This is a genomic window from Bacillus sp. PPSBB_2 (assembly GCF_045291115.1).
Lineage (GTDB): Bacteria > Bacillota > Bacilli > Bacillales > Bacillaceae_G > Bacillus_A > Bacillus_A cereus.
Genome location: NZ_CP147983.1, coordinates 2,748,168 through 2,772,793, shown reverse-complemented (window position 1 = coordinate 2,772,793; position 24,626 = coordinate 2,748,168). Strand labels below are relative to the sequence as shown.

The window sequence follows — 24,626 nt, the reverse complement described above, 5'->3', positions numbered from 1 at the left end:
CCTCCTAGACAATTAAATGAATAAATAATCCTATTCCAAATATAATTGCAATGATTTGATGCACTTTTCTATACATCATAAATTTTTCTTTCTTATTTATTTGTTGTAAATAAAACCCAACAATCCCTAGTACAATTAAGGCTAATAGAGAAAATATGCCACTGTATATGAGTAAAATATGACGACTCCCTTTTATAAAAAAGTAAACACCATGAGTAATTGCAACAGCTATTATAGCGTATCCAATTAATACATGAAACTTTTTTGCAAATAGATACACTTCTTTAACTTTTTTAAATCCTTGTATATTTTTCTTCTTTAAAAACACCCATATATGGCGTAAAAACCATAATGAAGCAGCCATAATAGCCCCATATTCACCAAAAGAGCCTAATTTTTTATTTAACCATTTTACATTCAGAACATTGCCGTACATAACATTAATGAATAGCATCTCTACACTACAAATAATAATAGTAATACCTATAATTTTAACACACACATGGAAATATTTATTTCTTAATATCTTCTCCATTTTATTTAATCTCCTTACTAATAAAGGCTTTGTAACAAGCAGTCTATCAAATAAAAAAGAAAATAAAATGAGAGAAAGATTAAAATAAAATGAGAATTTCAATATCACTGGCAACTATTATTGATTTTTTTCAGCTAACTTTATTATGTTTTGAATAAACGGCGCTTTTGCCTTTGTATATGAAACACGATCAAAAGCATATGTAATAGCAAGCCTCTCTTTTAATTCTCTATATTCTTTACGTACCCATTCATGGCTTATTAGAAAGTCACGAAATAAAATATTGTTTCTCCACTCTTCACTATTATAAATATGCAAATGATGAGTACCCGCTCTCCATTTTCCCTTTCTAAAAAAACGCCAATTCGTTGCATCTTTTGGAACATACTCATATCCAATTTCCGATAGAACTTCAATCCAGTTTTCAGTAATTTGTAAGTCTGTTACGCCAATCATCATATCAATAAGAGGTTTAGCTCCTAATCCTTCTACTGCTGTGCTTCCTATATGTTCAACAGCAATTATTTCTTGTCCTAACAAGGAACAGAATTTCTCTTTTTCTTTTATATACTCTTCAACCCAGTCTTTTTGATATGCTTTAATAACAATTTGTTGATCCATTGTATTCACCTCTTTATAAGTGTTTATCATTATATTTATAAAATTTTATATTATTAGCATAGGATTTCCGTGAAATATGTCGAATAGTGGAATGTACAACATAATTATATTAAATGTGAGGTAATCTATGAAAGATAATTCCGTCGAAATTCAGTTAAATAACGTAACATTCCAATTAAAAGAATATCATAATTTTAATTGGCTTATTAAATTAGGGACCGTATTTGCAGTTTTTGACCAGCAAGATTCAGGGAATATAAGTTTTGGTGTAGAAAAAGATGGACATAAGAAATTTATCAAATACGCAGGAGCACAAACAATTGCATATGAAGGAACAACGGGTGATGCTATTAAAAGGCTAAAAAATTCAGTTACTATCTATGAAGATTTAAAGCATGAATCGCTCATAAGACTAATTGATCATTTTCCAGTTCAATCTGGATATGTATTAATTTTCGATTGGTTTGATGGTGAATGTCTTCATTCGCATTGGAGTTTCCCACCTACTGAGAAATATAAAAATCCAAACTCTCCATTTTATAAATTTAGACATTTATCTGCTATAGAACGAATTCATTCCTTACATTCCATTTTTTCTTTCCATACTTATGTAGAAAAGAAAAACTATGTAGCAATAGATTTTTATGACGGTAGTATTTTATATAATTTTAATACAAACGAAACAAAAATTTGTGATATAGATTTATACAGTAAGAAACCTTACATAAATAAAATGGGCCGGCTATGGGGTTCCTCCCGTTTTATGTCACCAGAGGAATTTGAACTAAACGCAACAATCGATGAAAGAACAAATGTATTTAATATGGGAGCAATGGCTTTCTCACTTTTAGGCGGCGAAAAAGATCGTTCTTTTATAAAATGGGAAGCAAGTAAGGAATTATATGAGGTAGCGTATCGCGCTGTAAATGCCAATCGAGCAGAACGGTATGCATCAGTTATAGAATTCTATGAAGCGTGGTTAAAAGCGTCTAATGCAGAAAAGATATAACCCTAAATTATTAAAAGAAATATAGAGTTTATACTATTAGCATGTATATCAAGAATGATTGTATGGGCATTTCATATTAGTATGTTCTAATTGATTATGGCTATTATTAAGGAAGACATATCAGCGATAATTTATGTCTATTTTGTATGAGTGTTAGCAAGTTCGTTTGCAAACTTGTTAGCACTTTTTTGTTTAGATGATTCACACATTCCTTCTTAATATACTGTTTATAAATGAATTCAATGTTAAGGATATAAAGAGGTATTCAAAACAGCAGACGCTATGGATGAAGCTTTAGACCGTATGGAGAATATAAAAGTACCTGATAAGTACAAGGACATTAACAAACTTGTGTTAGAAGGCGTAACAGATGCAAGAAAAGGAACAAAGATAATACTAGACGCTAATAAAGAAGATGGAAAAGAGATTGAATTAGCTATACTTAAAAGCACTCCACATATGTCAGGTGTAGAAGGTGAACAGTGGGATAAGGCAATTTATGAATTAAATCAGGAAACTAAAGATGCTTATGCTAAAGCACTTGATAAGAAAATGGAAGAACATGCAAAGTGATAGAGTAACTTATAACGATACATACTTGATATATTATTTGATTTAGGGGGCATCTTCATGAAAGTTGTGCGCTCTATATTTAAAGCTTTTCGTTTAATAGGTTTATTTGTAAAACCCGTACTGCTGATAACGATCTTCCTATTCTTTAAGTTTATATCACATCACTTGCAACTCATTTTATATTGATATATTTTCATTTGCTATATCACACCACTTACCCATATCTTATATTGTGTGTAACTGAGTCTATCACTGAATCCCTTGCTATCAGTAATTTCATTTAACTTTTTCCTTTGAGTTACACAGTACGAAATTTATGAGTAACTGTATAGGGATACCACCACATACCTATCAAGCTAAGATTTTGAGACATCTCCATTACGAGAAATTTACCTTTTTACAGTTATTTATGAGAATTCAACTCATTTTTTCGTTTTGGAGGAAAATCAATTTTTTAAGTTGATGGCGATGGGGTAGCACCACATCGTTATCAACTTAAAAAAAGTAAATGCCCCCAAAACGAAAATTTTATTGTTTTACAGCTATATATGAGGAGTTAGATCGATTTTTTCGTTTTGAGGAACAACAAATTTCTTAACTTGATGGGCATACAGCGAACCCCATCAGATATATAAATCTAACTATAATAAGACCTCTGGAAAAAATCTGAAGATGACAGCTTTTTATTGCTTATATTGAGGCTCATCTTGTTGAACCTCCTGAACACGTGGTTCTAAAGAATCAATAATTGTCTGCGCTTGCTGAGCAGCATTTTGATACAGTTGTTTTGCTTGCTGATTGTCAGTATCAAGAGCAAATCCTTCTAAACATGCTTGAGCACTTTTTAATCCAGAAATAGTTTGCTTAAGCTTAGTAATTACTGTCATAATCAAATCCCTCCTTATAATTATGAATTTCCTACTTAGAATAGCTATTTTCTACTAGAAATATGATTTCTAAATTCTGGTTATCTTTATAGAAGGGGGATTGCCCCCATTAATTATTATGAACAGCTGGAATTTGTGTGATTTTTGATATTCTCAAGCAATGTAATGATGCTTACATATTTTAAGTGCTAATTAAGATAATATAATGTGTGTAATTTAGCATTAGAAGATTTAGGAATCATTCATTTATGAAAAGGAGGAGACAAAATGACTATTTTTACATTAGGTAAAAAGGTTCCAAACTTTACACTCCCTGAAATAACTGGACAGGAATTTTCTTTAGAAACCTATCTTAAAGAATCTAAGGGTTGGAAATTAATTATTTTTTTTAGAGGAGCTTGGTGCCCAGTTTGCGTCCATGATCTGAAGGATCTTGAAGAGAGTAAAGGTTTCTTTGAAGGGAAAAATGTACATCTTATTACTGTGTCTACTGACAAGTTAGAAAATTTAAAGAAGATGGCATTGGAGAACAACTTATCGTTCCCAATTTTATCAGATGAATCCCTGGTTGCTTTAAAAGCTTACGATGTTTTCTATCATGGTGATGATGCACCTTATGAAGACCACGGTACTCATGGAGAACCTGCGTACTTTCTTGTGGATGAAAATGGACAACTACTATATCAGCAGAGGCAAACCAGTCCATTTGGTCGTCCAACATCGACAGAGCTTAGAAAGATTGTTCAATATATAGGTAAAAATCTAAAGTCTAAATAAATCTATTTATAAGAAAAGAGCAAGCTGTATGCTTGCTCTTTTTAATGATTTTTTAATAACCAGTTAATTTTTAAGCTTAACTAACAACTAGTTTGAATTCAATAGAGGATAGGAAATTGCCTAATTCTGATTTTTGTAATTAGCATTACAGAATTGTTTTTTTCACTCTGTTACGATAACAATGCAAACAAAAAAGGAGTGATATACGTGCAAATTTCGGTTAATAAAACAATTAAAATTGGAATTATAGGTGGCATCATTGGTGGGATTATTTTCGGAATAATCATGCAAATGATAGGTAAGATAGCCATGATTGCAGGGATAATGGGAAGCAGCAGCTTACTTAGTGGCTGGATTATTCATATGATGATAAGTATTATTTTTGGCATTACATTCGGATTGTTAACATCCGTTATTAAAAATCGTCTTGTTCTCACTTCTCACAATTGTTTTTGGGGTTGGAATTTGGATAGTGGGTCCTCTTGTAATCATGCCTATAATGATGGGGATGGGAACAAACCTTTTAAATGCTTTTGCTCCTCAGCAATTAATGACCTTAGGAACTCATTTGTTTTTCTCTATAATAGTTGCAATTGCGTTTAAAATCTGTTCAAAAAACAAACATCTTAAAAGGTAACTATTCAATATTTTGCAACGAAAATACACATGCTAGTTCTTATTACTGTGCTAATTTAAAAATTGAAGTATCTTATTAGATAGCTTGTTGTTGAACGTGAGATTAATTAACGGACGATTAGCGATTCTTTTCCCATTATGCCAAACCATATATAAACGAAAATTTCGCTATAACTCGATTTATTTTTTATAGTAATTAATTATCCCTCAAAAATATGTATGTTTTTCATTTATTTGGATTATCCCTATTTTTTTACTCTTAAAATTTCACGTCCCTTTAAAATGAAGGTTCCATCTACAAATACGTTGGCATTAACTTCTCCTAGTAAACCCCTTATTTCTAATGCAGCATTTAGATCATTAAATAGTTTTTTTCTATAAAATAAATATTACTTTGAATTAGATGTTGTTTTGCTTTAAAACAGCTTAAGCACCCATCCATTGTATATAAAACTGGCTCCACAAAACCACCCCTACCTGGTACTATACTAATTAATTACTTTTATGCAGTAATTTAGATTACAGTAAAAATTACAAAGAACGGTATAATGAAAATAAAAATAGTGAAAGGAATGATTTCAAGTGGATAACTTATTACTTCTTTCACAAATTAGTCTATTAGAAGAATTACCAATGGACGATCTTAAGACCGTTGAAGAATTAAGTGAGATGAAACCTGTTAAAAAAGGAACGATTATATTATCTCCAGATAAGCCAATTGAAGCATTATTTTTTTTAAAGAAAGGTCAAGTACGCTTATTTCGTATGAATCATCATGGAAAACAGTTTACTGTTGATATTTTAACAAGTGGTAATATTTTTGGAGAAACATCTACCTTATCTTTAACAAATGACCAGGTTTATGCTGAAGCAATGACAGATACTTATTTATGTATAATTGCAAGGAATGATTTTGAGGGATTTATTGAAAGGAACCCCAAAATTGCATTGAAATTTATAAATATACTTTCAAACCGTTTAAAAGAAGTTTATAGCTTAAGCGAGAAAATTGCTCTTAGTGATGTTAAATACCGTCTAATATACTTATTATTGAAGTTAAGTGAAAAAACTGGCAGAAGAATAAACGAATGGCAAACCATCAATATGAAATTGACACATGCTGACATTGCAAACATGATTGGTTCTACACGAGAAACGACCAGTGCTATTCTGAGTCAGCTTAAAAAAGATGGTTTGATTAAAAAAGATTTAAACTGGTCTATTAATGCTGAAAAAATCGAGCAACTATTAGAAGAAATTTAAGCAACCTCATCAAAAATCCACTACAAGTGGGATTTTTAATTAGATAAACTTCCTAATATCATTTTGTTACAATATAGGGTAGAACCACTTGCCCATCAAGTTAAGGAGACAAAATTCCCCCAAAATGAAAAAATCGTTATTCTTTCAGTAAAATACTTGAAAGGATAACGATTTTTATGGTTCTCTCGCTTTCTGAATAAGCCCGTTGAATAACTGAGATATGTTTCTTTCCTAAAATTACTGAATTACTTTTGAGCTAGCACTAGGTCTAGCCAGGATTTCGCCTCATTGTACAAAGTTGGATTGTTTTGCGGCGTGTAGTAGGTAAGGATTGCAACTGCCTGTGATACGACCCATCCGCGGGCCCTTGCCAATGTAGCACCGTCCGTACGAGTAGCATCAAGGAACACATCGCGCGCCTCTGGCGAGTGCAACTTCCACGCGACCATTACATCACACGCAGGGTCACCTATTCCCATTGTCCCCCAATCAATCACACCACTAATACGCTTATCACGTACGAGCCAGTTACGTACATCTAGATCGCCGTGATGCCAAACAGGAGGACCGTTCCATGGAGGGGCAGAAAGAGCCGACTCCCATACAGCAGACACCGCGGGATCGCCATTAAATCGTGCTAGCCAATATCGGAAGTCCTTGTCCCGTTGGGCCAAAGGAATGCCGCGTCCTAACGGCCCTCCCGTTGGATCGACTTGTTGCAACGCTAGGACAAACTCTGCGAGATCGCGTGCTGCCTGAATCTCTTCAAGCGCCTCTATCGGCACCGTTTCACCCTTCAGCCACGAATGTATCTCCCAAAACCATGGGTATTCGTTATTTGGGCGCCCCTGAGCGATAGGTACAGGGATTTCAAGTGGGACTAATGGCGCGATTTTGGGTAGCCATAAGAACTCGCTTCCTCCTGGTGTCGTCGGTCCTTCCCTTCTCGCTAGCCGAATGGAATATTCGTCGCCAAGTCGGAAAACGGCATTTACCGTTCCAACTGGCTCCACCTTACGAAGGGGTAACTCTGCCCAGCGGGGGAACTGATCGACAAGCAAACGACGCACAAGTCGCTCTTCAATTTTCAATTCGTCAGCATGCATCTTCTCGGACATCGTATGATCTCTCCTTGGTAGCTCTGACATAAACTTTTATCGTTAGAAAATAATAACAATTCTCCGTGCACCAAAAGTCAAAAAGCCACACTTTTTCATTATACAATGCAGTCACAACTAAAAAAAACTTATCTGAACTTATTAAATTGCAACACACTATAGGGGTCAATTTACATTACTATAAACCTTTGATGAATTTATACCTATAACTTATAGAAAGCATTATTCTTTTGTAAAAAATACAGAAAGTATGGCGTTTTGTATAAATCTATCGATTCAAGATAAGTTTCATTTGTTCGCTGAAGAACTACAGCAATATCTATCTCCACATATTCTTCAATAACTTGCACAAAATTCACCTTATAAAGGTTAATTTTGTATGCAGATTTTTAGATAACTGATATCAATCTTTTAGAAAACCGACAAATCTAGTTGAACGGAATTTTACTTAATCTTAGCTTGATGGCGATGTGGTGGGACCCTACATCCATCAACTTAAGAATTTAGAATTACTCTAGAATAAAATTTTGTTGCAAGTTAGCAAAAACTTCATTCTGGAAGTACTATAAAATTTTAAAATAACAATTTTATCCAATAAAGACAACAGCTTAAGCCCATTGTAATTATAGGTCAGAAAACAACTGGCAGATTAACAAGAGAACGAATTTTACTATGATTATAATTTAATTGATCCGGTTTGATTGCTAGGCGAAGGTTAGGAAGCCGCTGTAGCAAAGTACCTAATGCAATTTGTCCTTCTAAACGTGCTAATGGAGCCCCCAAACAGTGATGTATACCAGCCCCAAAGGCTAAATGATTATTCTCTTCTCGTGAAATATTCAATGTTTCCGGATAAGTAAATTTCTGTGGATTAATATTTGCAGCGGTTAGAGAGAGTAGAACTAAATCACCTTTGCGAATCCTTTTTCCATGTATTGTCATATCTTCACTAGCAAGACGGCTAATAAACATAACCGGGCCGGAATAGCGTAATAGTTCGTCAACAGTGGAAGAAATCAGGGAAGGATTTTCCCTTAGTAAATTCATTTGTTCGGGATGTTGAAGTAATGCCAGTACACCATTACTGATTAGATTAACTGTAGTTTCATGTCCAGCGATAATAAGCAGCCAAATTGTCGAGAGAAGCTCGTTATTACTCAACTTGTCTTCTTGCTCTTTTGTTTGAACGAGCTTGCTTATCAAATCAGCATCAGGATTTAGACGCTTTTCGTTAAGCAATACCTCGATGTATTGAATAAACTTTTCAAGTGTTGTTGTAACTGCAGTTCCTTGACTAGGATTCACAGAGGCGTTCATGAGTATTTGTGTCCATTCACGGAACTGGTTTCGATCAGTGACGGGAATCCCGAGCATCTCTGAAATAATAATAATGGGTAGTGGGTAAGCAAAATCTGAAATAATTTCCATCTTTCCTTTTTCCTGTACAGCAACCAACAATTCGTCGGCAATTTGCTGAATACGGGGACGAAGATCCTCTATCATACGTGGTGTAAAGGCTTTAGAGACTAGACGACGTAGGCGAGTATGATCAGGTGGATCTACCGTAAGCATATTTGGCATATTCATCAACCAGTCAAACAGTTTACTCGCAGCTGTATTTTCCGAATTTGGGTGTTGCTTATCATGGGGTGATGTGAATTTCCGTAAATCTTTGATAAAACGAGCATCTTTCAGAATAGTAATCACATCATCATAGTGTAATGCGACCCATGTCCCTCCCATGCCATAAAAGTCATCAATTTGAAAAAAACGCTCTTGTTGCTTGATGAGGTTTTTATAGAACATAATGGGATTACGCATGGTTTCCGGTGAATTCAAATCCTTAAAAGTAAGTTTTTTCACTAATATGCTCCTTATCATTATAATTATTGAATGATCTGAAATTACATGTCTCTTTACCATACTATTCTATAGTTATTCATAATACAAAATGACACATCCAATTCCTAAACTCGTTTGATTAGAAATATATCCCTGAATACAAAAACACTAATACGTTTTCCTTTATATTTCTTCCGGAATATACAAATATAGATTCTATAACAACATATATGGGTCCCCATACATGTTAAGAAAACAGATTTACCCAAAAAGAAAAATGAGCTTTTTTATTTCAAGTTAGCACAAAATTTCATTTTTAGGGTAGTTGTCTTCTCTTAGCTTGATAGCGATGGGGCTCTACCCCATCGCTATCAAGCTAACAAAATTGAGATACCCCCAAATCGAATAAATGAGAGTATCTCGGTTATATATGTTTGACCATAATTCCTTATTTATATACTGCTAGTTTTTGTAATAGTTGTTCTTTTATAACCGGCCATTCGCTTGCGATAATACTATATACAACGGCATCTCTTACATAACCGTTTGGCAATTGTCTTTCATTTCGCAATACGCCTTCTATTACATATTAATAATTTAGGAAATTATAAAATAAAGAGGTGACTTTTAATATATAATGATTCAATTTATTATCCTTATATAAATTATGATCAATACTTCGATCGTCAATTCCCTGGTCTTCAAATCCCTAGTTCTCCAGGTAGACCAGGTCAAAGTTCACAAGCCCCAACATCCCCTCCCCCATCATTTATTCTTCAACAATCAGTAGCTTCACCATTTGCTGTTGATCCAGGAGCAATTTCATTCTGTTTATTTCGAAACACCTATATATGGCTTAATAATGGTAAGCAGTTTTGGTATTATCCGATTTTTGTAGGACAAAGGTCTGTAACTGGTTTTAGATGGAACGGTAGGTTTTTGATGATTTTGGTAATTGATACAAGATGGATTAGATTATTTACATGTTTTTAAAAATTGTAGAGTAACGTTAAAAGTTTAATTATATAAATAAAAGAGGTATTAGAATGAAAAATTCCCATTCGAAATTTAAAAATTGATAATTTTAAAGAATTGTTTTGTGTTAAAAATAATTATGATTTATAAGGTCTCTTGGTTTATTTGAGATGCAAATCTTTAAAGAACTTACACTGGATCTTTAGAAGAATGAAATAATTTCACTTGAAATTAAACCTATATAATATTAGGTTGATGGGCATGGGATACCACCAACATTTTGTAAAATAACCTACGCTATGCGGAAAAATAAAATAAGCTGTCCATATGGACAGCTTACTTACATAATTATCAAGATAAGAAGTGACTAAATATGATTTATTTAACATTAACTCTCATTATCAGTAATTGGATAACTACTTAAAAATGAAAAAGAATTTGCCAATTTTTTCGCAAAACTTAATGGTGGTTCAACAGATTGGATATGAATATACATAATCAATGGTTTCATATATAACCAATGATTATGTAAAGCACTAACAATAATCCCCTGTTGAACAATTGATTGCATAAATAAAGGAATTTCTTCTTGTAAAATAGCAATTTCTCCAAAGTTCAATGCGTTACCATTTTGATCTAACGATTCAAAAGATATCCCGACCGGTATCACTGAGGTGCTTGGTCGTCCTTGAACAAACACTTTGATATTACGGTGCAAGGAGACAGAACAAACACCTTGATTTATATTGCTTTTTCCATTAAGTATTTTAGCAAATTGTTCACAAAGAACGTTGAGGTTATTCATAAATCTGATGTTCCTTTCTCACTATAATAGAGTGCTGTACTACTTAAAGTATTGATCTATATATATCATACAGATTGGGTATATATGATTACTTGTATTAATATATGATATACACATACTTGGTATGCAAATATATAGAATAGAGCGAGAAACGAAGGAATAACGATGTATAACCAATTCATATGAAGTTAACATAACACATCATTGTCGGTAGCAAGGAAAAGGGAGGAAACCGTACTCTCACCAATTGTGTTGCTGTTCTATCGATTTTTGTTAAAAAAGATAACTGTTTAGTCATGTAAGATCACTTCTTTTTATTTTTAATTTATTTTTGTCTTATTGTTCCACGTCTTCTTTCATAACGTGGTCCATGAACTCCCATTAACTCTTCAATTTCACGAGCGCTAAATTTCTCTTTTCCCTTTTTCTTATTTTTCTTCTTTGCTTGTTTTGATTGCTTTTTCCACTCGTGTAATTAATCCTTTAGCACCTTTATTCCCCCCATCTCCCTTTTCAAAATAAAAAGGACACCTATTCCTAAAACAGCTTAAATGACTGCTTTAATGAACTGGTGTCCTCTAGTTTTCTAGCCGGACTATATTTGTTTTTCGTTCACTTTAAAATTCCAGCTTGTACAAAAATATTACTCATACCCTTTTCCGTTGTAGATAACAAAACCTACTGGATGATGGGTAAAATACAAAACTGGATCATCAGGATTTCCAATTGAAGGATATACATGATTTTTATCAATGTAGACTCCCTCTAATTCAATTGGATTACCTGATTCTAGACCACTAATTGGCTCTCCAAAACCATCGTTATCTCAATAACGAATAGCACAGAATAGCTCATCTGGAATCATTGATACCTCTACACCACTTGCATGCATAACATGTTTTGTAGTTTCCATACTTCCATCGCTTTTCTAATTAACGACCTGTCCACATATCTTGCACAATTCCATTTTTAAATAATTCATATGGGAAATAACAATATCCTTTATCTCCCCAGTCTTCTCCCCAGCTGTTGCGAATAATAACCGTTTGCTTATCATCGTCATATCCAACAGCACAAACAGCATGTCCCGCTGGTTGACCATCTTCAACAATTACATCATCTGTTCCTGATACTGGAACTATACCAGTCTTTTTCACTTCTTCTGACATAAAAGATTTTGGTACAGCAAATCCAAGTACAGCAACTAATCCATGAGCAAGTGCAGCCTTTAATCCCGATAAATCTTGAATACGATGGTAGGTTCCAATTTTATAAAGTGCAGCATCTGATTCAGCCTTTGGTGATGGCTTATCTCTAAAATTCTCGGTATAAGGAAAATCCTCTTCAGGGCATACCCCAATATTTTTAAGAACCCCCATACCATCACGAACATTCGCTCCACTATCTTCCTGAATATGTCCTTCTATTTCTCGTTCATGATAATATAAAAACAAACGAGATAAGCAAGTAAATGGACGACCTGATTGTAATAATAGATATTCTCGTAACCCTGAAACAATTGCATTTGCCGTACAAGAACCTATATTCCATTGATTTACTATACCTGACATTTTAGGACGAAGATCGACTTGCGTTGGCAAATCCGCCTCATTACTAAACAAGTAACTCCGAAACATTTTGTCTCTTAAATCAACAGGGTCTTTTCTTACATTAAGGTACTTTACAATATCTTTGTTACTGGTAAAACTGAAATTTGATTCATTTGAACTCATTGTAAAAATCCATCCTTTCTTAATATCTAGATAATTCATTTCTTCTCTATACTTAACTTAAAAATTAAAAATATACCTATTTAATTTTTATTTCATTTGCATTCAATACATCCGCATGTTTAATTATTTATCTTTTTACTTATCAATTTCTATTTTCAATTTATCTCACAACTACTTGAACTCTATATCTTTTTTTCTTTCTTGTTTGATTCAATTGCTTTTTCCACTCACGTAATTAGTCTTGTAGTGCCCTCATATTTTCCTATCTCCCCCTTCCAAAATAAAAAGGACACCAATTCATTAAAACAACTTGAATTGCTGCTTTAATGAATTGGTGTCCTCTAGTTTTCTATCCGGACTATATTTATTTCATTATACTTGTCTGTATAAAAAGATTCCTCCGAGCTTTATCTATTCTGTCTTTCTCATATTTTTGTATAACCTTTGTCCGACGAGCAATTGCTTTTTTTAGTTTCTTTTTCTATAAATTATCCAATCCTCTCACTCCTTCTTACGAAACAGTTTTTCCATTTTTATACATTCTCATTAATTTAATACCTTCTTACATTCAAAAAGCCGCTCAGATGTGAATTGTACCTATATAATTTCAAAAGGATTATTTTATTAGGTTTTCAATCAAACTTCATTTCAAAATTCTCAGTTTCAAATGAACTACTAGACGCATACACCATATACTAATTTAAATGCTTCCTAGGAAAGAAGGTGAAAGCTATGCCATCTATTGTCGGAAATATGGTTGTGCAAAATAGTAACGGTTCTTTCAACTTAGGTGATTTTTATAACGTTTCTCCAAAAGAAAATACAAAAGCTTATAATGGTTCAGGTTCATCTAACGTTGCTTTTGTTCTCAATACATTTAACGGTGTTAGTGCAACAAACACATTTGATTCTGATGTTGCAGACCAAAACCAAGTTGGAACAGTCTAAATTTATTCATTTTCCTCTAACTCCTGAATAAAACCCAATATTCCGTTAATAATGTATATACAGTTTCTGATTTCCCTTCATACCCGAAGGCTGAGTAGCTAGTTTTTACTAGCTGCTCTTTTTATGTTTCACACGAATAAAATTCTATATTTCACCGATACTATATAGGACTGTAAAAAGTCAGCTTTAAATTCTTCCCACTCTAGCTCTCTTGGTCGAGGGTTGAGCAGTTAGCTCTTGCTAGCTGCTCTGTTATTTGGTTACTGCTTCTGTTTCTTAAAGAGATTCTTTAACTATATTTCACTAATAAGGACAAATTCTTTAATCTGTCTCGAATAAAATAAATAATTTGGCATATAATATCTATGCATCTAGATTATTACCTCTGTATGGAGCAGTTAGGCTGGGCTAACTGCTCTTTTATTGAATAAATTTCTAAAAAGTGTTAACAATATAAGTACACCAAGGTTGAATACGAATGACCATTTCGTTCTACTTATTCATCAGGATAGTTAGCTTTTGCTAGCTGTCTTTTTTTAGTTTATCCGAATAAAATTTTTAATTATGTCCGATACTATAAATGGGCTGATACAGCTTGAATTCACATTGACATCTGTAATGTTCTTTTTCCTTTCTCTGAGGACTGAGCGGTTAACCTTCGTTAACTGCTCTTTTGTATTGAGTTGATAATAAATTTTAGGTCGTATTTCTCTTCTATGCCATATACTTTTTAAGTATCCAACTCAAAGTGTTACCTCCTATCCGAAAGGGCACTGATGCATGGTGCTCTTTTTTAGTTTCTTTATTTCTACAAAATGAAATTTTTATAACATTTTTTAGTTCAAATATCCTTTCCATCAATGTACAAATAATATTACTTCTTCTTTAAGCATCTTTATGAACAAAATCAAAGGAGGCATCTAATGTATATATCAAATAGGATTGGCTTATTTAGTTGGATTGCAACTTGCCTATACTTTTTAATTGAACCTTTCTTTATTTTCACTTCTACAGCATCTTATAACTATTTGCATCATGCAATGAGTGATCTAGGTGTAACAACCTGTGGAGAATTCACCTACGAAATAGCTCCTTATGAAATATGCTCCCCTAATCACTTTTGGATGAATTTACTCTTTATTCTTAATGGAATAACATTTTGTATTGGAGTACTATATATTTCACAACATCTAGAAAAAACAAAAATTAATAAAATAGCAACATTTTTTATAATTATAATAGGAGTTTCCACTATAGTCTCAGGATTAATTCCTGCAGATGTAAACCTAATTGGACATTCTATTCTAGTTTGGATAGGTATGCTTACTGTATTTCCAGGACTATTTATTTTTGCAAAGAATCTTAAAAAAACTAGAAAATGGACATATTTCTGTTTACTAAACTTAATAGTAATAACAATCATTATCTCACTTGTTTTTCTTTTCCCCTTACCTGCAGGTCTACTACAAAGACTTTTTTACTTGGTTCTTTTCGTTTGTGGAACTGTATCAACCTACAAATTAATAAAATAAAGATTTCATTAAAACTTTTCACCTTTTAACTGGACAAGCATATAGTATTGTATGGAGATATCCACTCATAGAAATCTACCTTTCTTGTCCAAGAGCATGCTTATATGCGTGCTCTTTTTGATTGCATTTAAAGACTTCACATTCATTAGAAATGTACATACAATAATCATGATCATCTCATTATTAATCTTTTAGTATCCTTCTCGATACACATCTTGGTCATGGAGCATCTTAAAAAGCGCTCTTTATATTTGTTAATAAATAACCATTTTGTTCAAACATACACACGGTATATATTAGTTAAGCATATATTTACATAGACAAGACATAACTTTTTTAAACATGCACAATTTTTGTGCATGTGTTTTTATTTAACAAAATAACTATTTTATTATGTTTCCTAACTTACAGTAATGTCCTTAAAAAACATTCATATATATTTATCAGATGCACTTTTAAATTCCAGAGTATCAAATACTTTTAAAAGTTAACTGACCAACAATATTCGACTTATCTTTAAAAACTTATTAAAAATCACTTAGATACAAAAAAGCTACGTTTTATATAGGATAAAAAATTATCTTACGCAAAGGGGCTTGATTATTTGTGAATTACCAAAATGATAATAACTCTAACATTCACAAACCTTGCACTTGTCCATCCCCCACGGCTAACAGTTTAAATGTTGTTCAAACTACCCCATCAATAGTCTCTGTAAATTCTGCGATTCCACTAGATACCGTGGTAAATTCTAATGGTACGGCAATCTCATTCACACCACCAACAACTGTTTTACTTGAAGGTGGAAGAACCTATTTCGTAATCTATGAAGTGCAAGTTATCATTCAACCAGGAGGTAATTCGGCAGGTATCACTATGTATCTTAATAATAATCCAATCATTGGCTCTGGTACTTCTCTGGGATATACTGCAGGATTCACTTCTGTATCAGCACCCGCTATTTTCACTACACCTTCAGGTATAACAAGTACCCTTACTGTTAATGTAGGACCATATTCTAATACATTAAATACGTTGGGCTTAACTCTTGCTGTTGTAGCATTAACATAATAAAATGTAAAACTCTCTAAAATGATTTTATTTATCCCTTAACTGTCTATTGGGCTAGCCTCTAAGAACTCCACATAACTACATATAGAAAAAGAACATTATTTGGTTCCATAGTACTAGGTGACTCGGCTAGCACAATTGCTGAGTCACCTATTTATCTATAATAAAATAAAGCTTTTGTTTAATTTATTACTTGTTCTTTTTAATGCATTATTCTATTACAATCCATTTTCATGTTATAATTACCAACCGTACATATTTTAATAGGCACAACAAATCTCATAAATATAGGAGGACCTTAATAATCCTAACTCAAGAAAAGAAAAGAACATAAAATTAATTATGCATTTTCTTACATTATTATCTTTTTTTATTCTTATTTTCTTTAGTGTCACAATTTTTTATATACCTTTGGTTTTCTATTTTGTATACAAATCACAAAACATTCAAAAAAATATCCTTGAAGCTGTTTTTTACCAACTATTCATTTGGATAATCACAGTAATTTGGAATCTTTTCATAATAAGAATCTTAATGCTATTTTGGTCTAATTTAGACTTGGCTTCAAATAACGCTTTGTTTATTTTCGGGGTAGCTCCTTTATATCTAATACTGTTTCTCTTGTTAATTTTTGGACCTATAAAAGGAATTTTATATGTGCTACAAGAAAAAGACTTTCATTATCCTATTATTTCTAAATGGATTAACAAATAAAAATACGTGTAGAAGAATTCAGAGTTTTACTGAATTCTTTTTTATGGATCTTTCAAAATCTTTTACATCTTCCTTCATTCCTTCTTTTTAATAAACTTCAAATTTTATTACAATAACGCTTTTTAAAATACAATCGCTTGTCTATAAACTTTGTAACCTTCCTTTCCTTTCCTTTCCTTTCCTATGATTACAACATCCTCCTAACAACCAAGTATTGATTATATATCCCATATGAACACCTCCATTTTATTGGCATATACTTTGAAGGAAAAAACATTTCACATTAAACATATACCTACAAACTCAGTTGCTAATAATTTATCAAAAATTACTTAATATTCATTTTTTAAAAGGAGGTATTTATGAGATATAATCGAAAATCAAATTCCCAAAATTCGTGTGATAAATTTCAGCAACCCTGCTTTATTTCTATATCCCCTTGTGATCAAAGTAATTGCTGTACACCTGTTTTTTTCTCGAATTCTCAACAACAAGAATTATTGCAAATAATAAATCAATTAAATCAAGCCATCCTTTCTTTTTTCACAACACCAAATCCAACAACTATACAAATACTCCAATCAGCATTACAGGCATTAAATGATTTATTAATAACAATACAACCAAATACACCAAATAGAAATTTAGTTATAAGAACTATAAACCAATTAATTAATTCTTTACCTACCGCATCTCTCACTCAAATCTCAGCATTATTCCAATTTCTATTCCAAAGCTTGTCTTCACTTATAAGTTGTTCAAATATATCGGACCCCTTATTACAACAAACTTTCAACTTAATTTTACAAGGAATCTTGAATAGTTCGCTATTAAGTAACATCGGAACACCCGGGCCGACTGGAGCCACTGGACCTAGAGGATTTCCTGGACCTAGAGGAGCTCAGGGTACTCAAGGCGTGCCAGGTATTCAGGGGCCGGAAGGGCCGGAAGGACCACCGGGACCTCAAGGTGTGCCAGGTATTCAGGGACCGGAAGGGCCGGAAGGATCCACTGGACCTCAAGGCGTGCCAGGTATTCAGGGGCCGGAAGGACCACCGGGACCCACTGGACCTCAAGGTGTACAAGGAATTCAAGGACCGGAAGGGCCGGAAGGATCCACTGGACCTCAGGGTGTGCCAGGTATTCAAGGGCCGGAAGGACCACCGGGAACCACTGGACCTCAAGGTGTGTCAAGTATTCAAGGGCCGGAAGGACCACCAGGAGCCACTGGACCTCAAGGAGTGCAAGGAATCCAAGGGCCGGAAGGACCACCGGGACCTACTGGAGATTGTGATTGTCCACCGGGACCTACTGGACCGACCGGACCTACTGGGCCAACCGGACCTGCATGTAATTTCCTAGTATATGCTACAAATGCAGGACTCATAGATGACCCTACAAATGATACAGTATCTGTAATTAACACCGGAACAAATATAGTAGTTGATACAATTACTGTAGGTAATGCACCACTTGAAGTAACAGTTTCACCAAATGGAGCTCGTGCTTATGTTACTAATATTTTTTCTAATACCGTTTCCGTTATTGATACTGCTACTAATACTGTTATCGCTACCATTCCTGTTGGAACTAATCCAATAGGTGTAGCTGTTTCTCCAAATAACACAACTGTTTATGTTGGAAATCATGGTAATAATACGGTTTCTGTCATTAATGCGGCAACAAACACAGTTATTAATACCATTCCTGTTGGCATCGCTCCACAAGGGATTACTGTTTCCCCAAATGGTGCCCTTGCATATGTTGCAAACGAATTAAGCAACACAATTTCTGTCATTAATACTGCTACCAACACAGTTATTGCTACCATCCCTGTTGGTATTCGTCCTAGAATAATCGTGTTTACACTAGATGGTACTCGTGCGTATGTCACGAATCAAAACAGCAATACGGTTTCTGTTATTAACACCGCTACCAATGCAGTTATTAATACAATTAACGTAGGTACTGAACCTGTTGGCATAGATATTACACCGGGTGGAAACCTTATTTACGTTGTAAATAAAGTTAGCAATAATGTATCGGTAATAAATGTGGCGACAAATACTGTGATCGATACAATTTCTGTTGGTTTATCCCCTGATCAAGTAACCATCATACCTGATGGCACTCGAGCATATGTTACAAATCAAGCTAGTAATACTGTTTCCGTTATTGATATTGCTACGAATACTGTTATCACTAATGTCCCAGTAGGTGTCGCTCCAACCGGAATAGCTACTGGAACTATTTGTGAATAAAATAAAGAAGTGAAAGCCACAGATAGTTTTTATTAAAATTGATAGTATGTGATATTCTTTCTTTAACTACGTTCAAACAACCAGGATAAACCTCTATATTCTGTTAATATTCTTTTCTGTTTTGTCTTAGAACCTCAGATCAGCTAGCTGTTGTTAGCTGATCTCTTTCTATAAAACCCAAATCACATACCAATTAATTTACTAACATTGAATTTTTTAGAATTTAATAATAATATTTACCTATAAAACCATTACCCTTATACAAAGAGCTATGAGCCTTTCCGCTCATGACTCTTTTTTTTACGATTTTCACTTCACATCTACGCGATTTTGACTAGCTTCTCGACTAAATCCGTCTGGGTATCTTTCTAAAAATAATCATTTTATCTTTTCAGTAAACTTAGTATCTACACGATCAACCTTACCGTTTATCTAAACCGCGACTTGCTCACCAAATCCGCTCATTGGTGGATTGACTACTGTTACATTTCCATCCTAAACTATTAAAAGTTTGTTGCTACTAACATCAATTTCTACTTTTTTCATATGTCCATCTCCCTTTTACTACCGCATGTACTCGACAACATCAGTTTTAAAACCACCTCCCAAATAAACCCTTACTGGAATTATTTCTTTTTTATCCCTCGCTGCCTTACACAATTCTTCAGCTGTATCCCAATTGGAAAACTTGTCTACAACTCTTTGAAATCTCCGTGTATTCATTAACTCTTAGAACCTGTCTGAAATCTGTAGTATAATCGATGTAAAAAGGATGATTCCTATGATACACAATTATACAAGTAATATTACCCGTAAACAGTTTGAACTCATTCGAGAGGATTTAGAAAATTGGTACTATATCAAGAAAATAGACAAATCAAACAGAGACATTTTATTCGTTAAGCAGCGTTAGCTTGTTGCTTTTCATAAAACTGTTTTTCAAATTGAATTGGTGATACATACTTCAGTGCAGAATGACTGCGTTTTCGATTATAAAATACTTCAATATATTTAAAAATGCTGGATTTCGCTTCTTCTCGTGTTCTATATCTTTTCGGATAGACCCATTCTTTTTTTAATACACTATGAAAAGATTCAATCACTGCGTTATCATAACAATTGTCTTTCCGACTCATGCTTACTTGGAATGTTGCTTTTTTTAAGATTTTTTGATATTCATGAGAAGCATATTGACTTCCTCTATCGCTATGATGAATGATGCCTTCGGCATTCGTTTCTTGCTTTAATTTTGATGTATGTTTCATCCACTCGCCAAGAATCATTGGTTGATTTTAAATGTTTTCGAATCCGCTCATTTAATTCGGGTCCATATTGATGAACCCATCGCATAATAGTTGTATGAGCTAAGGATAATCCTCTTTCTTCCATCATTTCCACCAAATCACGAAGACTTAAGTTGTACCGCAGGTACCAACGAACTGTTAATAAAATAATATCTGGCTGGTAATGCTTCCATTTGAATATATTTTCTTGTTCCATACTGATCACGCACCTTTTTAAGTAGTAATATCAGTATAGCCAAGTTTGAAAGACCATTTTTAAATCATTTCTCAGTTTTGCATCAGAACCCTGATGAGTGTGGGCGAATGGAATGATAATACATATAAATACCTGTGGTGCTAGTTGATTTAGAAACACCCTAAAGAATATTTCAAGGTATTCCCAAATCGCTCCCTAGCCTTATTAAGCATAAGACAATACACAAGTAAAAGACTTTCCAGTCTACTTTCAAATCCTAATAGGCCTCACCATACATGCCCATCAACTTAAAAGAACAAATAAAATGAAATTCTTTTCAAAACGGCTACCAATTGTTCAATATATTGATTATTCGTAAAAGGATGCATGCGAAATAAACTCTAACGAATTTTATTTCTAAAATTATACAACTTTCTTTTACTCTCTAGCTATACTCCTAATGAACACCCATGATATCAAAAACTGTTTTCTTCTCATATCGATGAGATTCTCGTCCATTTTTCTCTAAAAGATGGAACAGGCGAATCAGAAGCTTTGTTATCTCTTGGATGCTTTTCCCTATGGCTTGATAGAGGAGAAACAGATGATCTTGGATCATTCCAATGGCTTTATATTCACTTAATTCTTTTTGCTTCTTCTGTAACAAAAGCTGGCGCATTTTAAACATGGTAGAAGAACATAAGAAAATAGCGATCAGTTTCTCGTATAAATAGCACTCTATTCTTTCCCGTTTGACAGTGCGACAATAATCTATATCAAACAATGATTTCCATGTTTTAAAAACAATTTCGATCTGCCAGCGTAATGTATACAATTCATGTACTTGTTCCATCGGAACCCATTCCCAAGGAGCATTTGTCACATATACATTTAATCCCGCTGCTATTTTACTTCTCTCTGAATACGTTTTGTTTTTCGCTTTTTCTTTTTCTGCAATCTTCTCTAGACGTTTTTGTAATTGTGCCTCTGTTAATCGATGAAACATAAGACGTGAGAATAATTGCTGTTTATCGCCAATATAAGCTTGCTGATATTCTACTGTTTCTTCAGGTTTGAGTTGGTTTAAAATCTCTACAACATTAATTTGTATGTATTCCGATTGTTTCTTAATCGCACCATTTTTAAAGTATTGTGGATCTGGATTTTTCACATATACATTCGTATTTAACTTTAACCGAGAAATATAATAGGTCCCACGTTGATCCATTTGATCTAAATCCTCTAATGAAAAATATCCTAAATCACGAATACATAAATCGTCTGGTCGTAACGTATCTAAACATTCTGTTCCGAATGTTTTATCATTATTTTTTCCAGGACCAACTTGAAAATTAAGAAATTGCCCACTATGTAAATCGTATTCTAATTGAATTTTGATCCCAGCTGTTTGAGCGCAACCACCTGAACCAGGATATATAGGCTCCAAGGTATTAGGTACCTGAAACATGGTGGCATCCATGATACGAATGCGTTTAAAATGAGCAAAAAGTTGGTTAGAAATGCGAGTTTGTTTACAGATTTTTTGTTGTAACAATAACGAAAAGATATGTTTTAAAAATAATACTGATTGTGCAGTAAACCGTTTATTTAAGCCTTCAGGACTAAGAAGAGTACCAGTTGCTGCATGGAGTCTGCTACACAATCGAACTAAAGGGTCACTTGCCACCCGCTGGCTAATCCAAATACAAATGGTAGCTAAATCTGATCCTGAAAACTTACGTTTTCGCTTTATAAACTTAATTTCTCTTGCCAGTTTTTCTAAAAATCCAGGTGTGATGTAGCGCTGTAGTTCTTCTGCAAATGGTTGTAACTCCTCTTGAATGGAGAGATTCAAAAAAAAGTTATTCTTTCTTATAGATTATTAAGAAAGAATAACTTTTTTTTGTACTAAGATAAGAAAGTATAAGTTTTTGAGCACGAAGAGCCCTCTTGGAAAGCTTGCTGTATAAGGCATTACGAACAATATTTGGAATTTCCATAATGAGTTAGATTGTGCTATTTTTTAGTTATGGAAGCAAATATATTAAAACGTATTTTCTTTGATGAACATAGTCATTGGGAACGATTTAAAGATAAATATGGCGCGAGGATCCGTCCAGTTGTTTTGAAAGAAATTGAAAAATTTAGAGGGTGTGAAGACCCCATGCCCATCAACTTAAGGATGGATACAAAACAAAATTTTGTTCATTTGAACTGAAATCTCCCCAAATGGGGGCATGTTATTAAAAATAAGCACACGAAATAAACCCTAACGGGTTTCATTTTTTTCTTATGCAGCTTTCTTTTGTTTGCTATATCCACTATACTCATAGATAACACCCATGATATCAAAGACTGTTTTCTTCTCATATCGATGAGATTTCCGTCCGTTTTTCTCTAGAAGGTGGAACAGGCGGGTTAAAAGCTTTGTTATCTCTTGGGTGTTTTGTATGGCTTGATAGAGGAGAAATAGATGGTCTTGAATCATTCCAATTGCTTTATATTCACTTAATTCTTTTTGCTTCTTCTGTAACAAAAGTTGACGCATTTTAAACATCGTAGAAGAACATAAGAAAATAGCAATCAGTTTTCCGTATAAATGGCACTCTATTCTTTCTTGTTTGACAGTGCGACAATGATCTATATCAAACAATGATTTCCACGTTTTAAAAACAATTTCTATCTGCCAGCGTAAAGAATATAATTCATGGACTTGTTTCATCGGAACCCACTCCCAAGGTGCATTTGTCACATATACATTTAATCCCGCTACTAATTTACTTTTCTCTGAATAGGTTCTGTGTTTTGACTTTTCTTTTTCTGCAATTTTCTCTAGGCGTTTTTGTAATTGTGCCGCTGTTAAACGATGAAAAACAAGACGTGAAAATAACTGCTGTTTATCTCCAATATAAGCTTGCTGATATTCTATCGTTTCCCCTGGTTGGAGTTGATTCAAAATCTGTATGACATTGATTTGTATGTATTCTGATTGTTTTTTAATGGAACCATTTTTAAAATATTCCGGATCTGGATTTTTTACATATACGTTTGTATTTAACTTTAGGCGTGAAATAAAATATGTACCCCGTTGATCCATTTGATCTAAATCTTCTAATGAAAAATACCCTAAATCACGAATACATAAATCGCCTGGTCGTAACGTATCTAAACATTCTGTTCCGAATGTTTTATCATTGCTTTTTCCAGGGCCCACTTGGAAATTAAGAAATTGTCCACTATGCAAATCATATTCTAATTGAATTTTAATTCCAGCTGTTTGCGCACAACCACCTGAACCAGGATAGATATGCTCTAAAGTATTAGGCACTTGAAACACGGTGGCATCCATGATGCGAATACGTTTAAAATGAGCATAAAATTGGTTAGAAATGTGAGTTTGCTCACAAATTTTTTGTTGTAACAACAAAGAGAAGATATGTTTTAAAAATAACACTGATTTTTCATTAAATCGTTTATTTAAGCCCTCCGGGCTAAGTACAGTACCTGTAACTGCGTGAANATAACAGATCGAGAAGGTGCTATCCAAATGTGTGAAAAGCATAAAAAATCATTGGACAAAGTGACAAATATACTTTGTGATGGTGGATATACGGGCCCATCATTTGCACAATCGATAAAAGAAACGATTCATTGTTCAGTTGAAATTATCAAACGCTCGGAACTTCACAAGTTTGTTGTGTTACCCAAACGCTGGATCGTAGAGCGAACTTTTGCTTGGTTGGAAAATTACCGCAGACTGTGGAAAAACTGTGAACGAACACTTGAAAACAGTAGACAAAGTTGCTTATTGGCAGGTGTGGCAATTTTATTGAAAAGATTCTAGACA

The 24,626-nt window shown here is 33.6% G+C and carries 19 protein-coding genes and 8 pseudogenes; 12 read left to right on the top strand and 15 right to left on the bottom strand.

Features of this window, described 5'->3' with window-relative positions:
- Positions 1 to 4 precede the first annotated feature (4 nt).
- Both V6946_RS13880 and V6946_RS13875 read right to left on the bottom strand, forming a co-directional pair.
- Positions 5 to 535 carry a hypothetical protein gene (locus V6946_RS13880; RefSeq protein WP_006916278.1) on the bottom strand — a complete coding sequence of 177 codons (531 nt, stop codon included), beginning with the start codon at positions 533 to 535 and terminating at the stop codon, positions 5 to 7.
- Between the two features lie 117 nt (positions 536 to 652).
- A complete protein-coding gene (locus tag V6946_RS13875) occupies positions 653 to 1,156 on the bottom strand; it encodes a GrpB family protein (protein ID WP_406622342.1) in 504 nt (167 codons plus the stop codon).
- Between the two features lie 127 nt (positions 1,157 to 1,283).
- On the opposite strand from V6946_RS13875, the gene V6946_RS13870 reads away from it, so the two are divergent.
- Together V6946_RS13870 and V6946_RS13865 are read left to right on the top strand one after the other, a co-directional pair.
- Positions 1,284 to 2,165: a protein kinase domain-containing protein gene (locus V6946_RS13870; protein ID WP_366982067.1), complete on the top strand. Its 882-nt coding sequence runs from the start codon at positions 1,284 to 1,286 to the stop codon at positions 2,163 to 2,165.
- A 252-nt stretch (positions 2,166 to 2,417) separates the two neighbouring features.
- A pseudogene (locus V6946_RS13865) lies at positions 2,418 to 2,738 on the top strand (hypothetical protein); the annotation flags it as partial.
- A 683-nt stretch (positions 2,739 to 3,421) separates the two neighbouring features.
- Here V6946_RS13865 and V6946_RS13860 read toward each other — a convergent pair.
- The gene (locus V6946_RS13860) at positions 3,422 to 3,625 is read right to left on the bottom strand and encodes a DUF1657 domain-containing protein (RefSeq protein ID WP_006919911.1); all 204 of its coding nucleotides are present in this window, start codon (positions 3,623 to 3,625) and stop codon (positions 3,422 to 3,424) included.
- A 267-nt stretch (positions 3,626 to 3,892) separates the two neighbouring features.
- On the opposite strand from V6946_RS13860, the gene V6946_RS13855 reads away from it, so the two are divergent.
- The 3 genes from V6946_RS13855 to V6946_RS13845 all read left to right on the top strand — a co-directional run bounded on the left by V6946_RS13855 (position 3,893) and on the right by V6946_RS13845 (position 6,301).
- The gene (locus V6946_RS13855) at positions 3,893 to 4,402 is read left to right on the top strand and encodes a peroxiredoxin (RefSeq protein ID WP_006919912.1); all 510 of its coding nucleotides are present in this window, start codon (positions 3,893 to 3,895) and stop codon (positions 4,400 to 4,402) included.
- A gap of 207 nt (positions 4,403 to 4,609) precedes the next feature.
- Positions 4,610 to 5,005 carry a hypothetical protein gene (locus tag V6946_RS13850; protein WP_050566492.1) on the top strand — a complete coding sequence of 132 codons (396 nt, stop codon included), beginning with the start codon at positions 4,610 to 4,612 and terminating at the stop codon, positions 5,003 to 5,005.
- Positions 5,006 to 5,620: 615 nt separating this feature from the next.
- Positions 5,621 to 6,301 carry a Crp/Fnr family transcriptional regulator gene (locus V6946_RS13845; RefSeq protein WP_006919362.1) on the top strand — a complete coding sequence of 227 codons (681 nt, stop codon included), beginning with the start codon at positions 5,621 to 5,623 and terminating at the stop codon, positions 6,299 to 6,301.
- A gap of 245 nt (positions 6,302 to 6,546) precedes the next feature.
- Here V6946_RS13845 and V6946_RS13840 read toward each other — a convergent pair whose 3' ends face one another.
- From V6946_RS13840 to V6946_RS13830, 3 genes and pseudogenes are all read right to left on the bottom strand, one after another.
- Positions 6,547 to 7,407: an aminoglycoside phosphotransferase family protein gene (locus V6946_RS13840; protein ID WP_406622352.1), complete on the bottom strand. Its 861-nt coding sequence runs from the start codon at positions 7,405 to 7,407 to the stop codon at positions 6,547 to 6,549.
- Between the two features lie 642 nt (positions 7,408 to 8,049).
- The gene (locus V6946_RS13835) at positions 8,050 to 9,282 is read right to left on the bottom strand and encodes a cytochrome P450 (protein ID WP_366982070.1); all 1,233 of its coding nucleotides are present in this window, start codon (positions 9,280 to 9,282) and stop codon (positions 8,050 to 8,052) included.
- 427 nt (positions 9,283 to 9,709) lie between these two features.
- Positions 9,710 to 9,847, bottom strand: a pseudogene (locus V6946_RS13830) (N-acetyltransferase); the annotation flags it as partial.
- 44 nt (positions 9,848 to 9,891) lie between these two features.
- Here V6946_RS13830 and V6946_RS13825 point away from each other — a divergent pair.
- Positions 9,892 to 10,254 (top strand): transporter, encoded by a 363-nt coding sequence (locus V6946_RS13825; protein ID WP_081631309.1) that lies wholly within the window; start codon positions 9,892 to 9,894, stop codon positions 10,252 to 10,254.
- Positions 10,255 to 10,624: 370 nt separating this feature from the next.
- On the opposite strand, the gene V6946_RS13820 is transcribed toward V6946_RS13825, so the two are convergent.
- From V6946_RS13820 to V6946_RS13810, 3 genes and pseudogenes are all read right to left on the bottom strand, one after another.
- Positions 10,625 to 11,041 (bottom strand): DUF1259 domain-containing protein, encoded by a 417-nt coding sequence (locus tag V6946_RS13820; RefSeq protein WP_033692076.1) that lies wholly within the window; start codon positions 11,039 to 11,041, stop codon positions 10,625 to 10,627.
- Positions 11,042 to 11,973: 932 nt separating this feature from the next.
- Positions 11,974 to 12,774, bottom strand: a complete 801-nt coding sequence (locus tag V6946_RS13815; RefSeq protein ID WP_000097509.1) for a C1 family peptidase — start codon at positions 12,772 to 12,774, stop codon at positions 11,974 to 11,976.
- A gap of 364 nt (positions 12,775 to 13,138) precedes the next feature.
- Positions 13,139 to 13,279 (bottom strand): annotated as a pseudogene (locus tag V6946_RS13810) (DUF3983 domain-containing protein).
- Positions 13,280 to 13,506: 227 nt separating this feature from the next.
- Here V6946_RS13810 and V6946_RS13805 point away from each other — a divergent pair.
- From V6946_RS13805 to V6946_RS13785, 5 genes are all read left to right on the top strand, one after another.
- A complete protein-coding gene (locus tag V6946_RS13805) occupies positions 13,507 to 13,722 on the top strand; it encodes a spore germination protein (protein ID WP_001139345.1) in 216 nt (71 codons plus the stop codon).
- Positions 13,723 to 14,645: 923 nt separating this feature from the next.
- Entirely contained in the window at positions 14,646 to 15,254 is a 609-nt protein-coding gene (locus V6946_RS13800) for a DUF998 domain-containing protein (RefSeq protein WP_006915381.1), read from the top strand.
- Positions 15,255 to 15,860: 606 nt separating this feature from the next.
- Complete coding sequence (locus tag V6946_RS13795; protein WP_033691663.1) at positions 15,861 to 16,325, top strand: hypothetical protein; 465 nt, start codon at positions 15,861 to 15,863, stop codon at positions 16,323 to 16,325.
- A 342-nt stretch (positions 16,326 to 16,667) separates the two neighbouring features.
- Positions 16,668 to 17,039 carry a DUF4870 domain-containing protein gene (locus V6946_RS13790; protein WP_050566480.1) on the top strand — a complete coding sequence of 124 codons (372 nt, stop codon included), beginning with the start codon at positions 16,668 to 16,670 and terminating at the stop codon, positions 17,037 to 17,039.
- Positions 17,040 to 17,401: 362 nt separating this feature from the next.
- Positions 17,402 to 19,300: a beta-propeller fold lactonase family protein gene (locus V6946_RS13785; protein ID WP_366982071.1), complete on the top strand. Its 1,899-nt coding sequence runs from the start codon at positions 17,402 to 17,404 to the stop codon at positions 19,298 to 19,300.
- Between the two features lie 432 nt (positions 19,301 to 19,732).
- Here the strand turns inward: V6946_RS13785 and V6946_RS13780 are convergent.
- The 6 genes and pseudogenes from V6946_RS13780 to V6946_RS13755 form a co-directional block, all read right to left on the bottom strand.
- Positions 19,733 to 19,846, bottom strand: a pseudogene (locus tag V6946_RS13780) (DUF3954 domain-containing protein).
- A gap of 353 nt (positions 19,847 to 20,199) precedes the next feature.
- Positions 20,200 to 20,529 (bottom strand): annotated as a pseudogene (locus V6946_RS13775) (transposase); the annotation flags it as partial.
- Between the two features lie 7 nt (positions 20,530 to 20,536).
- Positions 20,537 to 20,800, bottom strand: a pseudogene (locus V6946_RS13770) (IS6 family transposase); the annotation flags it as partial.
- A gap of 149 nt (positions 20,801 to 20,949) precedes the next feature.
- A pseudogene (locus V6946_RS13765) lies at positions 20,950 to 21,063 on the bottom strand (IS982 family transposase); the annotation flags it as partial.
- A 173-nt stretch (positions 21,064 to 21,236) separates the two neighbouring features.
- Positions 21,237 to 22,634, bottom strand: a complete 1,398-nt coding sequence (locus V6946_RS13760; protein ID WP_406622341.1) for an IS4 family transposase — start codon at positions 22,632 to 22,634, stop codon at positions 21,237 to 21,239.
- Positions 22,635 to 23,069: 435 nt separating this feature from the next.
- A pseudogene (locus V6946_RS13755) lies at positions 23,070 to 24,296 on the bottom strand (IS4 family transposase); the annotation flags it as partial.
- A gap of 30 nt (positions 24,297 to 24,326) precedes the next feature.
- Between V6946_RS13755 and V6946_RS13750 the strand changes: the two are divergent.
- Positions 24,327 to 24,623 carry a transposase gene (locus V6946_RS13750; RefSeq protein ID WP_406622340.1) on the top strand — a complete coding sequence of 99 codons (297 nt, stop codon included), beginning with the start codon at positions 24,327 to 24,329 and terminating at the stop codon, positions 24,621 to 24,623.
- Positions 24,624 to 24,626 lie beyond the last annotated feature (3 nt).

Bases quoted from the DNA above. Each gene is read 5' to 3' on its own strand.
- V6946_RS13880 (WP_006916278.1), bottom strand. From the start codon at position 535: ATGGAGAAGATATTAAGAAATAAATATTTCCATGTGTGTGTTAAAATT.
- V6946_RS13875 (WP_406622342.1), bottom strand. From the start codon at position 1,156: ATGGATCAACAAATTGTTATTAAAGCATATCAAAAAGACTGGGTTGAA.
- V6946_RS13870 (WP_366982067.1), top strand. From the start codon at position 1,284: ATGAAAGATAATTCCGTCGAAATTCAGTTAAATAACGTAACATTCCAA.
- V6946_RS13860 (WP_006919911.1), bottom strand. From the start codon at position 3,625: ATGACAGTAATTACTAAGCTTAAGCAAACTATTTCTGGATTAAAAAGT.
- V6946_RS13855 (WP_006919912.1), top strand. From the start codon at position 3,893: ATGACTATTTTTACATTAGGTAAAAAGGTTCCAAACTTTACACTCCCT.
- V6946_RS13840 (WP_406622352.1), bottom strand. From the start codon at position 7,407: ATGCATGCTGACGAATTGAAAATTGAAGAGCGACTTGTGCGTCGTTTG.
- V6946_RS13820 (WP_033692076.1), bottom strand. From the start codon at position 11,041: ATGAATAACCTCAACGTTCTTTGTGAACAATTTGCTAAAATACTTAAT.
- V6946_RS13815 (WP_000097509.1), bottom strand. From the start codon at position 12,774: ATGAGTTCAAATGAATCAAATTTCAGTTTTACCAGTAACAAAGATATT.
- V6946_RS13805 (WP_001139345.1), top strand. From the start codon at position 13,507: ATGCCATCTATTGTCGGAAATATGGTTGTGCAAAATAGTAACGGTTCT.
- V6946_RS13800 (WP_006915381.1), top strand. From the start codon at position 14,646: ATGTATATATCAAATAGGATTGGCTTATTTAGTTGGATTGCAACTTGC.
- V6946_RS13790 (WP_050566480.1), top strand. From the start codon at position 16,668: ATGCATTTTCTTACATTATTATCTTTTTTTATTCTTATTTTCTTTAGT.
- V6946_RS13785 (WP_366982071.1), top strand. From the start codon at position 17,402: ATGAGATATAATCGAAAATCAAATTCCCAAAATTCGTGTGATAAATTT.
- V6946_RS13750 (WP_406622340.1), top strand. From the start codon at position 24,327: ATGTGTGAAAAGCATAAAAAATCATTGGACAAAGTGACAAATATACTT.